The 13,313-nt window shown below is 73.0% G+C and carries 11 protein-coding genes; 5 read left to right on the top strand and 6 right to left on the bottom strand.

Going from position 1 to position 13,313, the window contains the following annotated elements:
• Positions 1–7 precede the first annotated feature (7 nt).
• Positions 8–556 (bottom strand): sigma-70 family RNA polymerase sigma factor, encoded by a 549-nt coding sequence (locus ACZ7JA_RS23855; protein ID WP_351667956.1) that lies wholly within the window; start codon positions 554–556, stop codon positions 8–10.
• 239 nt (positions 557–795) lie between these two features.
• Between ACZ7JA_RS23855 and ACZ7JA_RS23850 the strand changes: the two genes are divergently transcribed.
• The gene (locus ACZ7JA_RS23850; RefSeq protein WP_470810263.1) at positions 796–1,950 is read left to right on the top strand and encodes a CapA family protein; all 1,155 of its coding nucleotides are present in this window, start codon (positions 796–798) and stop codon (positions 1,948–1,950) included.
• Here ACZ7JA_RS23850 and ACZ7JA_RS23845 read toward each other — a convergent pair whose 3' ends face one another.
• Together ACZ7JA_RS23845 and ACZ7JA_RS23840 are read right to left on the bottom strand one after the other, a co-directional pair.
• Positions 1,951–3,375, bottom strand: coding sequence for an amino acid permease (locus tag ACZ7JA_RS23845; protein ID WP_389301528.1), 1,425 nt, complete (start codon positions 3,373–3,375; stop codon positions 1,951–1,953).
• Positions 3,376–3,676: 301 nt separating this feature from the next.
• On the bottom strand, positions 3,677–4,147 hold the full coding sequence (locus ACZ7JA_RS23840) for a universal stress protein (protein WP_199212949.1): 471 nt from the start codon (positions 4,145–4,147) through the stop codon (positions 3,677–3,679).
• Between the two features lie 131 nt (positions 4,148–4,278).
• Between ACZ7JA_RS23840 and lysX the strand changes: the two genes are divergently transcribed.
• Positions 4,279–7,569, top strand: a complete 3,291-nt coding sequence (lysX, locus tag ACZ7JA_RS23835) for a bifunctional lysylphosphatidylglycerol synthetase/lysine--tRNA ligase LysX (RefSeq protein ID WP_470810260.1) — start codon at positions 4,279–4,281, stop codon at positions 7,567–7,569.
• Positions 7,570–7,673: 104 nt separating this feature from the next.
• Positions 7,674–8,507 carry a polysaccharide deacetylase family protein gene (locus ACZ7JA_RS23830; RefSeq protein WP_389452356.1) on the top strand — a complete coding sequence of 278 codons (834 nt, stop codon included), beginning with the start codon at positions 7,674–7,676 and terminating at the stop codon, positions 8,505–8,507.
• Positions 8,508–8,534: 27 nt separating this feature from the next.
• On the opposite strand, the gene ACZ7JA_RS23825 is transcribed toward ACZ7JA_RS23830, so the two are convergent.
• The gene (locus tag ACZ7JA_RS23825) at positions 8,535–9,218 is read right to left on the bottom strand and encodes a class F sortase (RefSeq protein WP_389301534.1); all 684 of its coding nucleotides are present in this window, start codon (positions 9,216–9,218) and stop codon (positions 8,535–8,537) included.
• A 332-nt stretch (positions 9,219–9,550) separates the two neighbouring features.
• On the opposite strand from ACZ7JA_RS23825, the gene ACZ7JA_RS23820 reads away from it, so the two are divergent.
• Positions 9,551–10,330 carry a hypothetical protein gene (locus ACZ7JA_RS23820; RefSeq protein WP_389452359.1) on the top strand — a complete coding sequence of 260 codons (780 nt, stop codon included), beginning with the start codon at positions 9,551–9,553 and terminating at the stop codon, positions 10,328–10,330.
• A 114-nt stretch (positions 10,331–10,444) separates the two neighbouring features.
• On the opposite strand, the gene ACZ7JA_RS23815 is transcribed toward ACZ7JA_RS23820, so the two are convergent.
• Both ACZ7JA_RS23815 and ACZ7JA_RS23810 read right to left on the bottom strand, forming a co-directional pair.
• A complete protein-coding gene (locus ACZ7JA_RS23815) occupies positions 10,445–11,209 on the bottom strand; it encodes a bestrophin-like domain (RefSeq protein ID WP_351667945.1) in 765 nt (254 codons plus the stop codon).
• 30 nt (positions 11,210–11,239) lie between these two features.
• Positions 11,240–11,368 carry a hypothetical protein gene (locus ACZ7JA_RS23810; protein ID WP_351667943.1) on the bottom strand — a complete coding sequence of 43 codons (129 nt, stop codon included), beginning with the start codon at positions 11,366–11,368 and terminating at the stop codon, positions 11,240–11,242.
• Positions 11,369–12,133: 765 nt separating this feature from the next.
• Between ACZ7JA_RS23810 and ACZ7JA_RS23805 the strand changes: the two genes are divergently transcribed.
• Positions 12,134–13,096 (top strand): SCO0930 family lipoprotein, encoded by a 963-nt coding sequence (locus tag ACZ7JA_RS23805; RefSeq protein WP_470810257.1) that lies wholly within the window; start codon positions 12,134–12,136, stop codon positions 13,094–13,096.
• Positions 13,097–13,313: the final 217 nt, after the last annotated feature.

The following is a 13,313-nucleotide window of genomic DNA, read 5'->3' as shown; positions in this document are numbered from 1 at the left end:
GCCGGTTTCACCGCAGGTCGGCCGCGTAACCCGGAAGGACCCCGCGCAGGGCGCGCAGCGCGTAGTAGGCGCGGGACTTCACGGTACCGGGTGGAATGCCCAGGATCCGCGCGGCCTCCGCCACACTGGCCCCGCGGAAGTACACGAGTACCAGCACGTCACGGTGGGCCGGCGTGAGTGTCTTCACAGCCTCCCGGACGTCCAGCGCCGCGGCGGCCCGCTCGGCGTGGTCGGCGGTCACCCGCGCGTTCTCCGGCACCTCGTCGCCGACCTCCGGCGGCCGCGCCTGGCGGGCCCGCCGCGCGTCGATCGCCAGCCGGCGGGCGACGGTCAGCAGCCAGGGCCGTACCGAGTCGAAGTCGGCCGCGCGCAGGGCCTCCGGGTGTTGCCAGGCGCGTACCAGGGTCTCCTGCACCAGGTCCTCGGCGCGCTGCCGGTCGCCGTCGCTCAGCCTCAGCAGCAGCGCGAAGAGGGGGCCGCCGTGCTCGCGCTGGAGCGCGGCCAGCTCGTGCTCGGCGGTCGTCGTCCGGTGGGGAAGTGAGGTTGCGGCCGTCATGGCGGTATGGCAGCGCAGGGCGCCGCCGCGGGACAGGGGGCGCGCGCCGCTCTGCGACGGACGGTCCGATCGCGTCGGTGAGCGGTCGCCCGAGCGCCGCGCGCACCGGCGCGGGGGGCACCGGATGGCCTAATTCCGGCGCCCCGTCCGTTTGCGCCGGGAGCCGGATTCATACCCATATGCCGACAAAGCCTTGTCGGTGAGCAGGACCGCAGAGACGACGACGCAGGGGTGAACCGATGATCGCACGCAGGCATCAGGTGGCGCTGGCGCTGACCGCCCTGCTCGCCGCCGGGGCCGCCTGCCTGAACCAGGAGCGGCAGGAGCCCGTCGCGGCGGCGGGCCGCCCGGCGCCGCCGGTCGTCCGCCCGGTCACGCTCGTCGCCTCCGGCGGCGTGCTCCCGGACCGCTCCGTCGCCGAACGGGCGGCCTACGACGCCGGCGGCCACGGCCACGACTACCGCCCGATGCTCTCCGGCGTAGAACCCCTCGTGCACGGCGCCGATCTGGCGCTGTGCCACCTGGAGACCGTCACCGGCGACGGCGACGGCGGCGCCGCGGACACCGGTGCCATGTCCCCGGCGCAGCTCGCCGCCGGCCTCGCCGCGACCGGCTACGACGGCTGCGCCACCGCCTCCGAGCACGCCCTGGACGACGGCGCCGCCGGTGTCGGGCGCACCCTGGACGCCCTGGAGCGGGCCGGCCTGAAGCACACCGGGACCGCCCGCACCGAGGCGGAGTCCCGCTCGGTCACCCTGTACCGGGCGGGACTCGCCAGGATCGCGCACCTGTCGTACACCTACGGCGCCGGCCGCCGTCCGCTCCCGTCCGGGCAGCCCTGGGCCGTCAACCCGCTCGACGCCGACCGGATCGTCTCCGACGCCCGCGCCGCCCGGGTGGCGGGCGCCGACCTGGTCGTCGTCTCCGTGCACTGGGGCACCGAGTGGCAGGACGCCCCCGACCGGACCCAGCTCGATCTTGCGAAGGCCCTGACGGCCTCGACGACCGACGGCCGCCGGGACATCGACCTGCTCCTCGGCACCCACGCCCACGTCCCGCAGGCCTACCAGAAGGTCAACGGCACCTGGGTCGTCTACGGCCTCGGCGACCAGGTCGCCGGGGAGATGTTCAACGACCGGGGCGTGCGGGACCCGCGCGGCAACGAGTCCACCACCGGCCGCTTCACCTTCGCCCCGCCCGCCGTCCCCGGCGACCGCTGGCGGGTCACCAAGGCCGAGTTCGTCCCGCAGATGTACGACGTCGACGCCGGCCGGGTGGTCGACCTCAACCGGGCCATCGCCGGCGGCGCCGAGCTGGAGGGGGTGCGCGACCGCGTCCGGGACGTGGTCCTCAGCCGCGGAGCCGCCGCGGACGGCCTGGTCATGGCGGACTGATCAGTCGGTGGGCCGGCGTCCGGCGAGCGCCGAACGCCGGTAGGAGTAGCCGAAGTAGATCACGCAGCCGATCAGGAACCAGACGGCGAACCGCACCCAGGTCTGCCACTGCAGGAACGTGATCAGCCAGATGGAGAAGAGCACTCCGAGCGCCGGCAGGAACGGCATCCACGGCGTGCGGAAGCCGCGCGGCAGGTCCGGCCGCCGGTAGCGCAGCACGATCACCGCCGTGCACACCACCACGAACGCCAGCAGGATGCCGATGTTGGTCAGCTCGGCCGCCTCGCCGATGGGGACGAACCCGGCGATGAGCGCCGACGCCGCTCCGACGATCCAGGTCACCCGGGTCGGCACGTGCCGGGTCGGGTGCGTCTTGGCGAACCACCGCGGCAGCAGCCCGTCCCGGGACATCGAGAACCACACGCGGGTCACGCCCAGCATGAACGTGAACATCACGGTGAGGATGCCGATGATCGCGCCCACCGCGATCACGTCGGCCAGCCCGCTCAGCCCGACCGACTTGAACGCCGTGGAGAACCCGCTCTCCGGGTCGATGTCCTTGTAGTTCTGCATGCCGGTCAGCACCAGGCAGGCCGCGACGTAGAGCACCATCGAGATCGCCAGCGAGTAGATGATCGCCTTCGGCATGTGCCGCTGCGCGTCCTTGGACTCCTCGGCGGCGGTCGACATGGCGTCGTAGCCGAACACCGCGAAGAACACCGTCGCCGCTCCCGTGAAGGCACCGCTGATGCCGAACGGGAAGAACGGATGGTAGTTCGCCGTGGTGATGTGGAACACGCCCACCCCGATCACCAGCAGCACCACCAGCACCTTCAGCGCCACGACGAAGGTCTCGAACCGGGCCGCGCTGCGGATTCCCAGGGTGAGCAGCCACGCGATCAGCAGACACAGCACGGCGGCGAACAGGTCCACCCGGTGCCCGCTGCCGGTCCCCGGCGCGCCCAGCATCCAGGAGGGCAGATCGGCGCCCATCTGCTCGACCAGGAAGCTGAAGTAGCCGGAGATGCCGATGGCGACCACCGCCACGATGGCCGTGTACTCCAGCAGCAGGTCCCAGCCGATGAACCAGCCGGCGAACTCGCCGAGCACCGCGTACCCGTAGGTGTACGCCGAACCCGCCTTGGGGATCATCCCCGCGAACTCGGCGTACGACAGGGCGGCGCAGGCGCTCGCGACACCGGCGATGAGGAACGACACCAGGACCGCGGGCCCGGCCGTCTCGTTGGCCACCGTTCCGGCCAGCGTGAAGATGCCGGCGCCGATGATGCCGCCCACTCCGATGGCGGTGAGCTGCCACAGGCCGAGCGACCGCTCGAGCCCGCCGCCCTCGCCGACCTCGGTCTCCTCGATGTGCTCGATGGGTTTGCGGCGGAGAATTCCTTCGCCCATTCGGAGCTTGGCCATACGTTCCACCTCTTCGCCGACGGCAAACGGCTGACGGCCGATCATGATGGCTCAGCGGCGCTCCTTACGGAAGACGCCACGCACGCGCGGTCCAGCCCGGTGCGGGCCGGGCTCCGATTCGCGGCGCCGACCCGCCCGCCCGCGGCCTCGACGGCCCCGAGCGCGCCGCCCGGAGCGCACCCCGGACGACCGCGCCCGCCCGCACCCGGCCGGCCGGTCCGTCACCGGCCGCCCCGACCGCCTTCCGGGGCCCGGCGACGCTCACCGGCCGCCCCGGGGCCGCCGGCGTGGCGGGGACCCGCTACGGGACGACCGTGACCGGCCAGCGTCCGGCCTTCACCAGCCGCACCGCCACCGAGCCGATGATGCGGTGCCCGGCCTGCTCCGAGGCGCCCACCACCACCGCGTCGGCCTTGAGTTCGTCGGCGGCCTTCACCAGGCCGTTGTAGGGGTCGCCGCGGAAGGTGTGGAACTCCCACCGGATGTCGAATATCCCCCGGACCCGCTCGGCCGCCTCCCGGATGTAGGCGACCAGGTCCTCGGCGATCTCGTCGGTCGTCTCCGCGACGGGCGCCCCGAGCGCGGCCCCGGCCGCGAGCACCGGCTGCACGTACACGACGGCCAGCAGCGCGCGCTGCCGGCGGGCCAGACCGCCCGCGTACGCGGCGGCGCGCAGCGAGGAGTCGGAGCCGTCCACCCCGACCACGATGACCTTCGGCCCGTCGGTACCCCGCTCGAACTGGTGCGCGTGCTGTTCGTGCTGTTCCGTCACGGCCCGAGGCTATCGGAAGCACCCCCTCCGGCCGAAGCACGGGCTCAGGGGGCCGGCCGGCGCCCCGCGGCCCGCGCTCCGGACGCTCGCTCGACGGGCGGCCCGACCGGGGTCTTCCTACAGTCGGAACCATGACTGCCACCGCCGGGCCGGCCGCACGGAGGGCTGCCGGGGAGCCGGGCCGCCCGCCCGCCGGCCGGCACCTCGGGCGGGTGCCCGAGGTCTTCGCGGCCTTCTTCGCCGCGCTCGGCCTGCTGTGCGCCCTGCTCGCGTTCGTCGCCCCGCTGCGCCGCGTCCTGCGCCCGGTCGTGCGGACTCTCGACCTGCTCCTGGTCCCGATCAGCGCCAACCTCGCCTACGCCGTCTTCCTGTTCCTGCTGGCCGGCGCCACCGCCGCCCGCAAGAAGGTCGCCTGGTGGCTGGTCGTCGTCTATCTGGGCCTGCTGGTGCTCAGCGACGCCCTCGGTCTGGCCCTCGGCCTGTACCGCCAGTCGCTGCCGTCCCTGGTGCTGTGCGCCCTGCTGCTGCTCGTGCTGGTGGCGGCCCGGGGGGAGTTCTGCGCCGCCTCCCGCCGCGGCGCCGTGTGGCGGGCGCTGGGCGTGCTGCTGGGCGGCCTCGCGGTGGCGATCCTGCTCGGCTGGGGCCTGGTCTCGCTGTTCCCCGGCACCCTTCCGCAGGGCCAGCACCTGGCCTGGGCCGCGGACCGGGTGTGCGGCGGGCTGGTCTCCAACAGCGCCTACGACGGCCGCCCGCCGCGCCGCGTCACCTTCGTGCTCGGTCTGCTCGGCGCGCTCGCCCTGCTGAACGCGGCGGCCACGCTGTTCCGTTCGCAGCGCCTGGAGGCGGCCCTGCACGGCGACGAGGAGGACCGTCTCCGGGCGCTGCTGAAGGCCTACGGCGACCGGGACTCGCTCGGCTACTTCGCCACCCGCCGCGACAAGGCCGTCGTCTTCTCCGCCAGCGGCAAGGCCGCCGTCACCTACCGCGTCGAGGTGGGCGTGTGCCTGGCCAGCGGCGACCCGGTCGGCGACCCCGAGGCCTGGCCGCACGCCATCGCCGCCTGGCTGGACGTGGCCCGCCGGCACGCCTGGGCGCCCGCCGTGATGGGCGCCTCCGAGGACGGCGCCCGCGCCTACGCCCGGGCCGGGCTCGGCGCCCTCCAGCTCGGCGACGAGGCGATCCTGCACGTCCCCGGGTTCGACCTGGACGGCCGGGACATGCGCGTCACCCGGCAGGCCGTGCACCGCGTCCGCCGCACCGGCGCCACCTGCCGGGTCCGCCGCCACGCCCAGCTCACCGAGCGGGAGACCGAGGAGATCGTCGCGAAGGCCGACGCCTGGCGGGACACCGAGACCGAGCGCGGCTTCTCCATGGCCCTGGACCGGCTCGGCGACGCCGCCGACGGCGACTGCCTGCTGGTGGAGGCCCTCGGCGACGACGGCCGGCTCCTGGCGCTGCTCTCCTTCGTGCCCTGGGGCCGCGACGGCGTCTCCCTGGACCTGATGCGCCGTGACCGCGCGGCGCCCAACGGAGTGATGGAGTTCATGGTCACCGAACTCTGCGCGGCCGCCCCCAAACTGGGAGTGCACCGCATCTCCCTCAACTTCGCCGTCTTCCGGTCCGTTTTCGAGGAGGGCGCCCGCATCGGCGCCGGACCGGTCCTGCGGCTCTGGCGCCGGCTGCTGCTGTTCTTCTCCCGGTGGTGGCAACTGGAGGCGCTGTACCGCTCCAACGCCAAGTACCACCCGCAGTGGTACCCCCGCTTCATCTGCTACGGCGACGCCGCCTCCCTCGCCCGCATCGGCCTCGCCTCCGGCATCGCCGAAGGATTCGTCTCCGTGCCGTCCTTGCGCAAACTCCGCCGAAAGGGGCACTCGATGCCGGGACGGCGGCCCGCCACCACCGAGGGGCCGCCGTCCACCACGGCGCTCGGCCTCGCCGGAGGGGACGAGACCGCAGCCGCCGCCCCGGACGCGGGCCTGCCCGACCAGGTCCGCGTCCGGCACCGGACCCTCGACCGGCTGCGCGCCACCGGCACCGACCCGTACCCGGTCGGCACGCCCCGGCCCACGCACGCTCTCGCCGACGTCCCGCAGGGGCAGGACGTGACGGTCGCCGGCCGCGTCATGCTGGTCCGCGACTTCGGCGGCATCCTCTTCGCGGTGCTGCGCGACTGGTCCGGGGACCACCAACTCGCCCTCACCCGCGACCGCTGCGGGCCCGCCCTCGGCCGCTTCCGGGCCGACACCGACATCGGCGACCACATCACCGCCACCGGGCACGCGGAACGCAGCGACAAGGGCGAGCCCACCGTCTTCGTGCGCTCCTGGCAGCTCACCGGGAAGTGTCTGCACCCGCTGCCCGACAAACGCCACGGCCTCACCGACCCCGAGGCCAGGGTCCGCCGACGGCACCTCGACCTGCTCACCAGCCCCGACTCCCGCCGGGTGGTGCGCGCCCGCTCCGCCGCCGTACAGGGCTTGCGCCAGGGCCTGCTGGACCGCGGCTACCTCGAGGTCGAGACGCCGATGCTGCAGCAGATCCACGGCGGCGCCAACGCCCGCCCCTTCACCACCCACATCAACGCCTACGACCTCGACCTGTACCTGCGCATCGCCCCCGAGCTGTACCTGAAGCGGCTGTGCGTGGGCGGTCTGGAGAAGGTCTTCGAACTGGGCCGCACCTTCCGCAACGAGGGCGTCTCCTACAAGCACAACCCCGAGTTCACGATGCTGGAGGCCTATCAGGCGCACGCCGACTACGACGTGATGCTCGACCTGACCCGGGAACTGGTCCAGGGCGCCGCGACCGCCGCCTTCGGCGCCCCGGTCGCGCACCGGGACGGCCGGGAGTACGACATCTCCGGGGACTGGCCGGTCCGGACGGTGTACGGCGCGCTCTCCGAGGCGCTGGACGAGGAGATCGGCCCCGGCACCGAACTCCTGCGGCTGCACCGGCTGTGCGACCGCGCCGGAGTGCCGTACACCGCCGACGACGGGCCGGGGGACGTCGTCCTGGAGATGTACGAGCGGCTCGTCGAGGAACGCACCCTGCTGCCCACCTTCTACAAGGACTTCCCGACCGAGGTCTCCCCGCTCACCCGGCAGCACCGCACCGATCCCCGGCTCGCCGAACGCTGGGACCTGGTGGCCTTCGGCACCGAACTGGGCACCGCCTACTCCGAGCTGACCGACCCGGTCGAACAGCGCCGCCGGCTCACCGCGCAGTCCCTGCTCGCCGCCGGCGGCGACCCCGAGGCGATGGAACTCGACGAGGACTTCCTGGACGCCCTCGAGTACGCGATGCCGCCCACCGGAGGCCTCGGCATCGGCGTCGACCGGCTCGTCATGTTCCTCACCGGCCTCACGATCCGCGAGACCCTGCCGTTCCCCCTGGTGCGCCGCGGCCGGCGGCCCTCCTGAGGATCGTCGGCGCGGCGTCCGGCGTTGCGCCGTACGGGTGCATTACCGCCGCCGCACCGGTGCCGTTGTGGTGCGGCGGCGGGGTGCCGGGCGACTGATGAGTCATGCAGAAGGATCAGTTGTTCACACGGCGCCGCATGCTGCTCGCCGGGACCGCCGCGCTGGGCGCCGCGGGCACCGCGGGAATCGTCCTGGCCGGCGGCGAGGAGCCGGCCCGCACCGCCGCCCCCGTCGCCGGACCGCAGGCCCGCCAGCAGCTCAAGTCCTCGGCCTTCCGGCTCCAGCCGCTCACCGGGTACGGCCCGCCGCGCGCCGCGCCCCGCAAACCCAAGGTCCGGCACGAGCCCATCCTGCGCATCTCCGGACGCGGCCGGCAGATGATGCTGACGTTCGACGACGGCCCCAACCCGGCCTACACCCCGCACATCCTGGACACCCTGGCCAAGTACGACGTACGGGCGATGTTCTTCGTCTGCGGGGAGTGCGTCGTGGACAACCGGGAGCTGCTGGCCCGGATGGCCGACGAGGGGCACGTCGTCGGCAACCACACCTGGACGCACCCTTTGCTGACCAGCCTCAACCGCAAGGAGATCCGCTCCGAGATGGCGCGGACCAGCGACGTCATCGAGGACAGCTACGGCGAGCGCCCCCAGTGGTTCCGCGCACCCTACGGCGCCTGGAACCGGGCCGCCTTCCAGATCGGCTCCGACCTGGGGATGGAGCCGATGGCCTGGACGGTCGACACCACCGACTGGGAGACGCCCGGCACCGCAACCATCGTCGACCGGGTGGAGGAGGGCGCCGCCCCCGGCGTCGTGGTGCTCTCCCACGACGCCGGGGGCGACCGTTCGCAGAGCGTCAAGGCGATCCGCGAGTACCTGCCCCATCTCCTCGACTCCGGCTACCACCTCACCGTGCCGCCCCGGCGCCTCACCTGAGGCGGCGTCCGCCCGCCCGGCGGCGGTTCACTCGACCGCGACCAGGCGGGCGAAGACGACGACGTTGCCGTCGTAGCCGTGCTGCTTGGTGAAACCGCCGCCGCAGGTGATCACCCGCAGCTCCGGGGCGCCCTTCGAGCCGTACACCCGGCTGCCGGGGAAGCTGCTCTTCGCGAAGACCTCCACGCCGTAGATCTCGAACACGGGGGTCTTCCCGTCCTGGCGCCGGACCTCGATCCGGTTGCCCTTCTTCAGGGCCCCGAGTCCGTAGAACACGGCGGGGCCCTGCTGGTTGTCGACGTGCCCGACGATCACCGCGGTGCCCTTCTCCCCGGGGGACACGGCCCCGGTGAACCAGCCCGCCAGGTTGGGGTCGTCCGGCGGCGGGGCGCCGACCCAGCCCTGGGTGTCCAGGCCCACGGGCTGGACGGGTGCGTCCACGTGGATCGCCGGGATCCGGACCTGCTCGACCGGGGAGAACGCCAGCGGCGTGACGGGGGCCGGCACCGCCGCCGGGTCCTGCTCCGGCGTGGCACGGCTGTCCGCGGCCGCCGCCGACGCGGGCTGCGGCGGTCCGACGTCGAACTCACCCGAGCCGTTGCGGATGAGCGCCAGACCGGTCAGCAGAACCAGCGCTATCACGCCCCAGGGGGCGCGCTTGCGCCGCCGCTCCTCCTCTTCGGCCAGCTCGGCCAGCTCGGACGCAGACATTCGCCATCCCCTCTCGACGCGGCGGTCACCACGTCTCCGCGCATGGGAAAACGCTAAGTCCCGCGCGAGGGGCGGGCGACGGGGCGACGGGCGAACGGGTGGTCCGGAGCCCTGCCGGTGCGCCATCCGAGTTGCAGCGGAAAGGATTTTTCTGATGGGCCGTGACCTGCGTGAATATCTGATTGTGTGGTTTTTATTCGGCGTGTCCGCTCACCAGAACGGACCATTCTCGATGTGCGGGCGTGTTCCGGGCGGCTGAGGGTCTTGTCGGGAGGTGCTTTCTCGCCGATCGCCCGGGAACCGGACCCGGGGTGCCTCCCGCGGAGGATCACATGCGAAACAAACGTGCCCTGGGGGCCGCGTGCGCTGCGGTCGCCGTACTCGGGCTCGCCACCGCCCCCGTGGCCGTCGCGGACGGCATGGGCGCCGGGGGCGGCCCGTCGGACGGCACCGGAACCGGGAACACCGGGGCGGTGGTGGTCCCCGGAACCGGAAACGGAAACTTCAACGGCGTCCTCCCGGGGAACGGCAACTTCTTCGGCAACGGCAACTTCCCCGGCAACGGGAACTTCTTCGGCAACGGGAACTTCCCCGAGCACGGAAACTTCCCCGGCAACGGGAACTTCCCGGGGAACGGCAACTTCCCCGGCAACGGGAACTTCAACGGCAACCTGAACGGCAACTTCAACGGCAACTTCAGTGGCCACGTCAACGGCCACATCGGCAACGGCCGGGGCGATTTCAACAACGGCAACGGCCGAGGCGACTTCAACAACGGCAACGGCAGGGGCGACAACAACGGCAACGGGCCCTTCAACGGGAACTGCCGCGGCGAGCTCAACAACCCGGGCAGGCTGCCCAACAACGGCAACAACAACGGCAACAGGCCCTTCGACGACCGGAACTGCCGCGGCGACCTCAACAACGCGGGCGGCCTCAACGGCAACAGGCCCAACTGGCCCTCCGGGGGCGTCAGGGCGGGACTCGGCGGTGGCGTCTCCACCGGCGCCACGCCGACCGACATCGCCATCGGCGGCGGACTGGTGGCCGCCGCCACCGTGTTCGGGGGCGGCACGCTCTGGCTGCGCCGCCGTCCCGGCAAGCGCGTCTGACCGGCCTCGGCTCCCGCCCCGCCGGAGCCCGGCCCCCGGACGACCACCGCCTCGCCCCGGTCCCGTCACGGGACCGGGGCGAAGTCGGTCGGCGGCCCGCTCCGCGCGGAGGAGCTAGTTCCCGGCGCCCGGGATCAGGGTGAGGAACGGCTCGGCGGTGGCCGCGATGCCCCGGCTGTAGGGCGCGTCGAAGTCCCAGATCAGGAACAGCATGAAGGCGATGGTCGCGGAGAACAGCCCGGCCAGCACCAGCTCCCGCGCGGTGCGCCGGATCTGCAGGGCGAAGACCATGCCGATGGTGATCACCGCCCCGCTGAGCAACCCCCACCAGACCACGGGCGGCATGGTCGGGCCGGTCGAGTCGGCGCGCGCGTTGCGCGCCTGGTCGGCCGCCGCCATCTGGTCCAGCGCCGGCTGGTACGCCTGCGCCTCGTAGTCGTTCCCCGGCCGGTAGTCGGTCAGGTCGTGGCGGACCCGAGCCAGCAGCTCGCCGCCGCGCCCGGTGACCTCGCCGCGCTCGGTCATCGACCGCCACTCGGTGGTCACCACGTAGCGGGCGTACGCGTCGACGTCGTTCCGGATGCGGTCGCGGACCTCGGGCGGGTAGACCCGGACCCGCTCGGAGATCTCGTGCAGCGCCTGGGCCTCCGCCTGCACGTGGTCCTGGGCGGCGCTGCGCGCCTCCCACACGCCCGCGATGGCCAGGCCCAGGACGATGGCGTACACCACGCCGATCCACATCGTCATGTACTCGATGACGTCCGGGGTCTCGCTGGGGTCCTCGTCCTCGGGCGCCCTTCTGTGCCGTACGAGGGTGATGACGACCACGACGGCACAGGCCCCCAGCATGGCGAGGACGAGAACAAGCCAATCCGACAACGGTGCCTCCAGAGGTGAGCGGCCGGCGCGTCAGCGCGGGCGCAGCGCCGCGACGGCGACGATCGCGGGCACGGTGATGAGCAGGACGTAGGTGACCGGTGAGGTCCGGGCGGGGGCCGTGTGGTGCACCGGCCGCGGGCGGTACGCCGGGTAGCTCACCGGGGTCGCGGAGGGCCGCGGGGCGGGCTCGGCGGACGGGGCGGGCTTCGGCGCCGGCGGCGGGGCGGGCGGGGGAGTGGGCCTGGCCCTGGGCCGGGGCGCGGGCGCCGCCGGGGCGGGCCTGACGGGTGGCCGTGGCTTCGGCGGGGGGTCGGGCACCGGTGTCGGCGTCGGCTCGGGCGTGGGCTTCGGCGGCGGGGTCGGCGTCGGGGTGGGGGTCGGCGTCGGGGTGGGTGTGGGTGTGGGTGTGGGCGTCGGGGTGGGGGTCGGCGGACACGGGGGCTTCGGTTCCGGACACGGCGGGAAGGGGGGCCACGGGCCACCGCCCGCCACGGCCACCGCCACCGTGCCGTCCGGGCCCGTCGAGGCGTACGCACAGGCGTCGGCCGTCGCGGTCCCCACCGGGCAGCCCACCAGGGTCCAGGTCAGTGCCACCAGGGCCAACACCCGTGTGACGGGCGCGCATCGGGTCGCTTCGGGTCCTTGCACGACGAAGATCATGAGGCGCGGAGCGGGGCCCTAGTCCGCGGTGCCCGTGGATTGATCCGAAGGGATGACAAAACGCCATGAATGGTTTGACGGGACGAAAGGCGTCGACCGGCCTGTTCGAACGGCTTTGTCTCCGCTCTTCCGGCGGCCGTGTCACAGCGGGCGGAAAGAAATTCGCGCCCGGATTGAACGCTCCCGCCCCCGCGCCGCGTACCCATGGCCGTGCGGCGGCGCAGCAGAGCGCTGCGACATCCAGGCGAAATATGGGAGTTGACGATGAGGACCTCCTGGCGGACCGCCTCACTGGTGGCTACGGCCGCTTCGGTGCTGGCACTGACGACGGCGTGCGGTCAGGACAACACCACGACCCCCGCGTCGGCGGCCCAGAACGTGGGCGCCACGGCGGCGGCCGGCGACTACGGAAGCCCGGCCGGTACGGGCACGGGCGCCGGCAACGGGTACGGCGCCGACGGCAACCAGAGCTCCGCCTCCCCGAGTCCGGCGGCCCCCGCAGGCAAGCTGACCGTGGCCGCCAACCCCGACCTGGGCAACGTGCTGACGGACGGCTCCGGCCTCACCCTCTACCGGTTCGACAAGGACACGGCCAACCCGCCCAAGTCGAACTGCTCCGGCGACTGCGCCACCACCTGGCCGCCGGTGCCCGCGGACGACGCCACCGCCGGCGCCGGCATCGACAAGGCGCTGCTCGGCGAGGTCACCCGGGCCGACGGCAGCAAGCAGCTCACCGTGGGCGGCTGGCCCGCCTACCGCTACGCCAAGGACGTCAACTCCGGCGACGTCAACGGCCAGGGCGTCGGCGGCAAGTGGTTCGCACTCGCCCCCAACGGCAAGAAGGCCAAGGTGACCGACCTGCCCGGGCTGTCCGTGCACAAGGACCCCAAACTGGGCGACATCGTCGTGGACAAGAACGGCATGACGGTCTACCGCTTCCTGAAGGACCAGGCCTGGCCGAAGTCCGTCTCCAACTGCACCGGCGCCTGCCTGGAGAAGTGGCCGGCCGTCGGCCCGGTGAACGCCGGCGACACCGAGGGCGTGAAGAAGAAGGGGCTCATGCCCTTCACCCGGCCCGACGGCGTCAAGCAGATGTCGGTCAACTGCTGGCCCATCTACACCTTCTCCGGCGACAAGGCTCCCGGAGACACCAACGGTCAGGGCGTGGGCGGCACGTGGTACGCCGTCTCGCCCGACGGCAAGCCGGTCGGCGCGCCGGGCAAGTAAGGATCACCTCCCCAGGGTCGATCGCCCCGCCCACCGGCGCGTGACCGAAGGTCCGCCCCCTCCGCACCGCACGGAGGGGGCGGACCGTTCGTGTGCCGTGCGAATTCCGAAGCCGGCCGGAGCGTCGTGACACAGCGGGGTCGTTCGGGCACTTGCCGCAGGCAGTGACCGGGAACGGATGGTCAATTTCCGGTTCGGGTCGCTCCGTTGGCGGGCG

It is taken from the genome of Streptomyces sp. NPDC038135, assembly GCF_055601245.1.
The sequence above is the reverse complement of the archived record's forward strand: the minus strand, read 5'-3'. Positions and strand labels throughout refer to the sequence as shown.

What these genes read in the sequence shown, in the direction of transcription:
- ACZ7JA_RS23845 (WP_389301528.1), bottom strand. Translation starts at nt 3,375, where the DNA reads ATGGCCAAGCTCCGAATGGGCGAAGGAATTCTCCGCCGCAAACCCATC.
- lysX (WP_470810260.1), top strand. Translation starts at nt 4,279, where the DNA reads ATGACTGCCACCGCCGGGCCGGCCGCACGGAGGGCTGCCGGGGAGCCG.
- ACZ7JA_RS23855 (WP_351667956.1), bottom strand. Translation starts at nt 556, where the DNA reads ATGACGGCCGCAACCTCACTTCCCCACCGGACGACGACCGCCGAGCAC.
- ACZ7JA_RS23830 (WP_389452356.1), top strand. Translation starts at nt 7,674, where the DNA reads ATGCAGAAGGATCAGTTGTTCACACGGCGCCGCATGCTGCTCGCCGGG.
- ACZ7JA_RS23850 (WP_470810263.1), top strand. Translation starts at nt 796, where the DNA reads ATGATCGCACGCAGGCATCAGGTGGCGCTGGCGCTGACCGCCCTGCTC.
- ACZ7JA_RS23820 (WP_389452359.1), top strand. Translation starts at nt 9,551, where the DNA reads ATGCGAAACAAACGTGCCCTGGGGGCCGCGTGCGCTGCGGTCGCCGTA.
- ACZ7JA_RS23825 (WP_389301534.1), bottom strand. Translation starts at nt 9,218, where the DNA reads ATGTCTGCGTCCGAGCTGGCCGAGCTGGCCGAAGAGGAGGAGCGGCGG.
- ACZ7JA_RS23805 (WP_470810257.1), top strand. Translation starts at nt 12,134, where the DNA reads ATGAGGACCTCCTGGCGGACCGCCTCACTGGTGGCTACGGCCGCTTCG.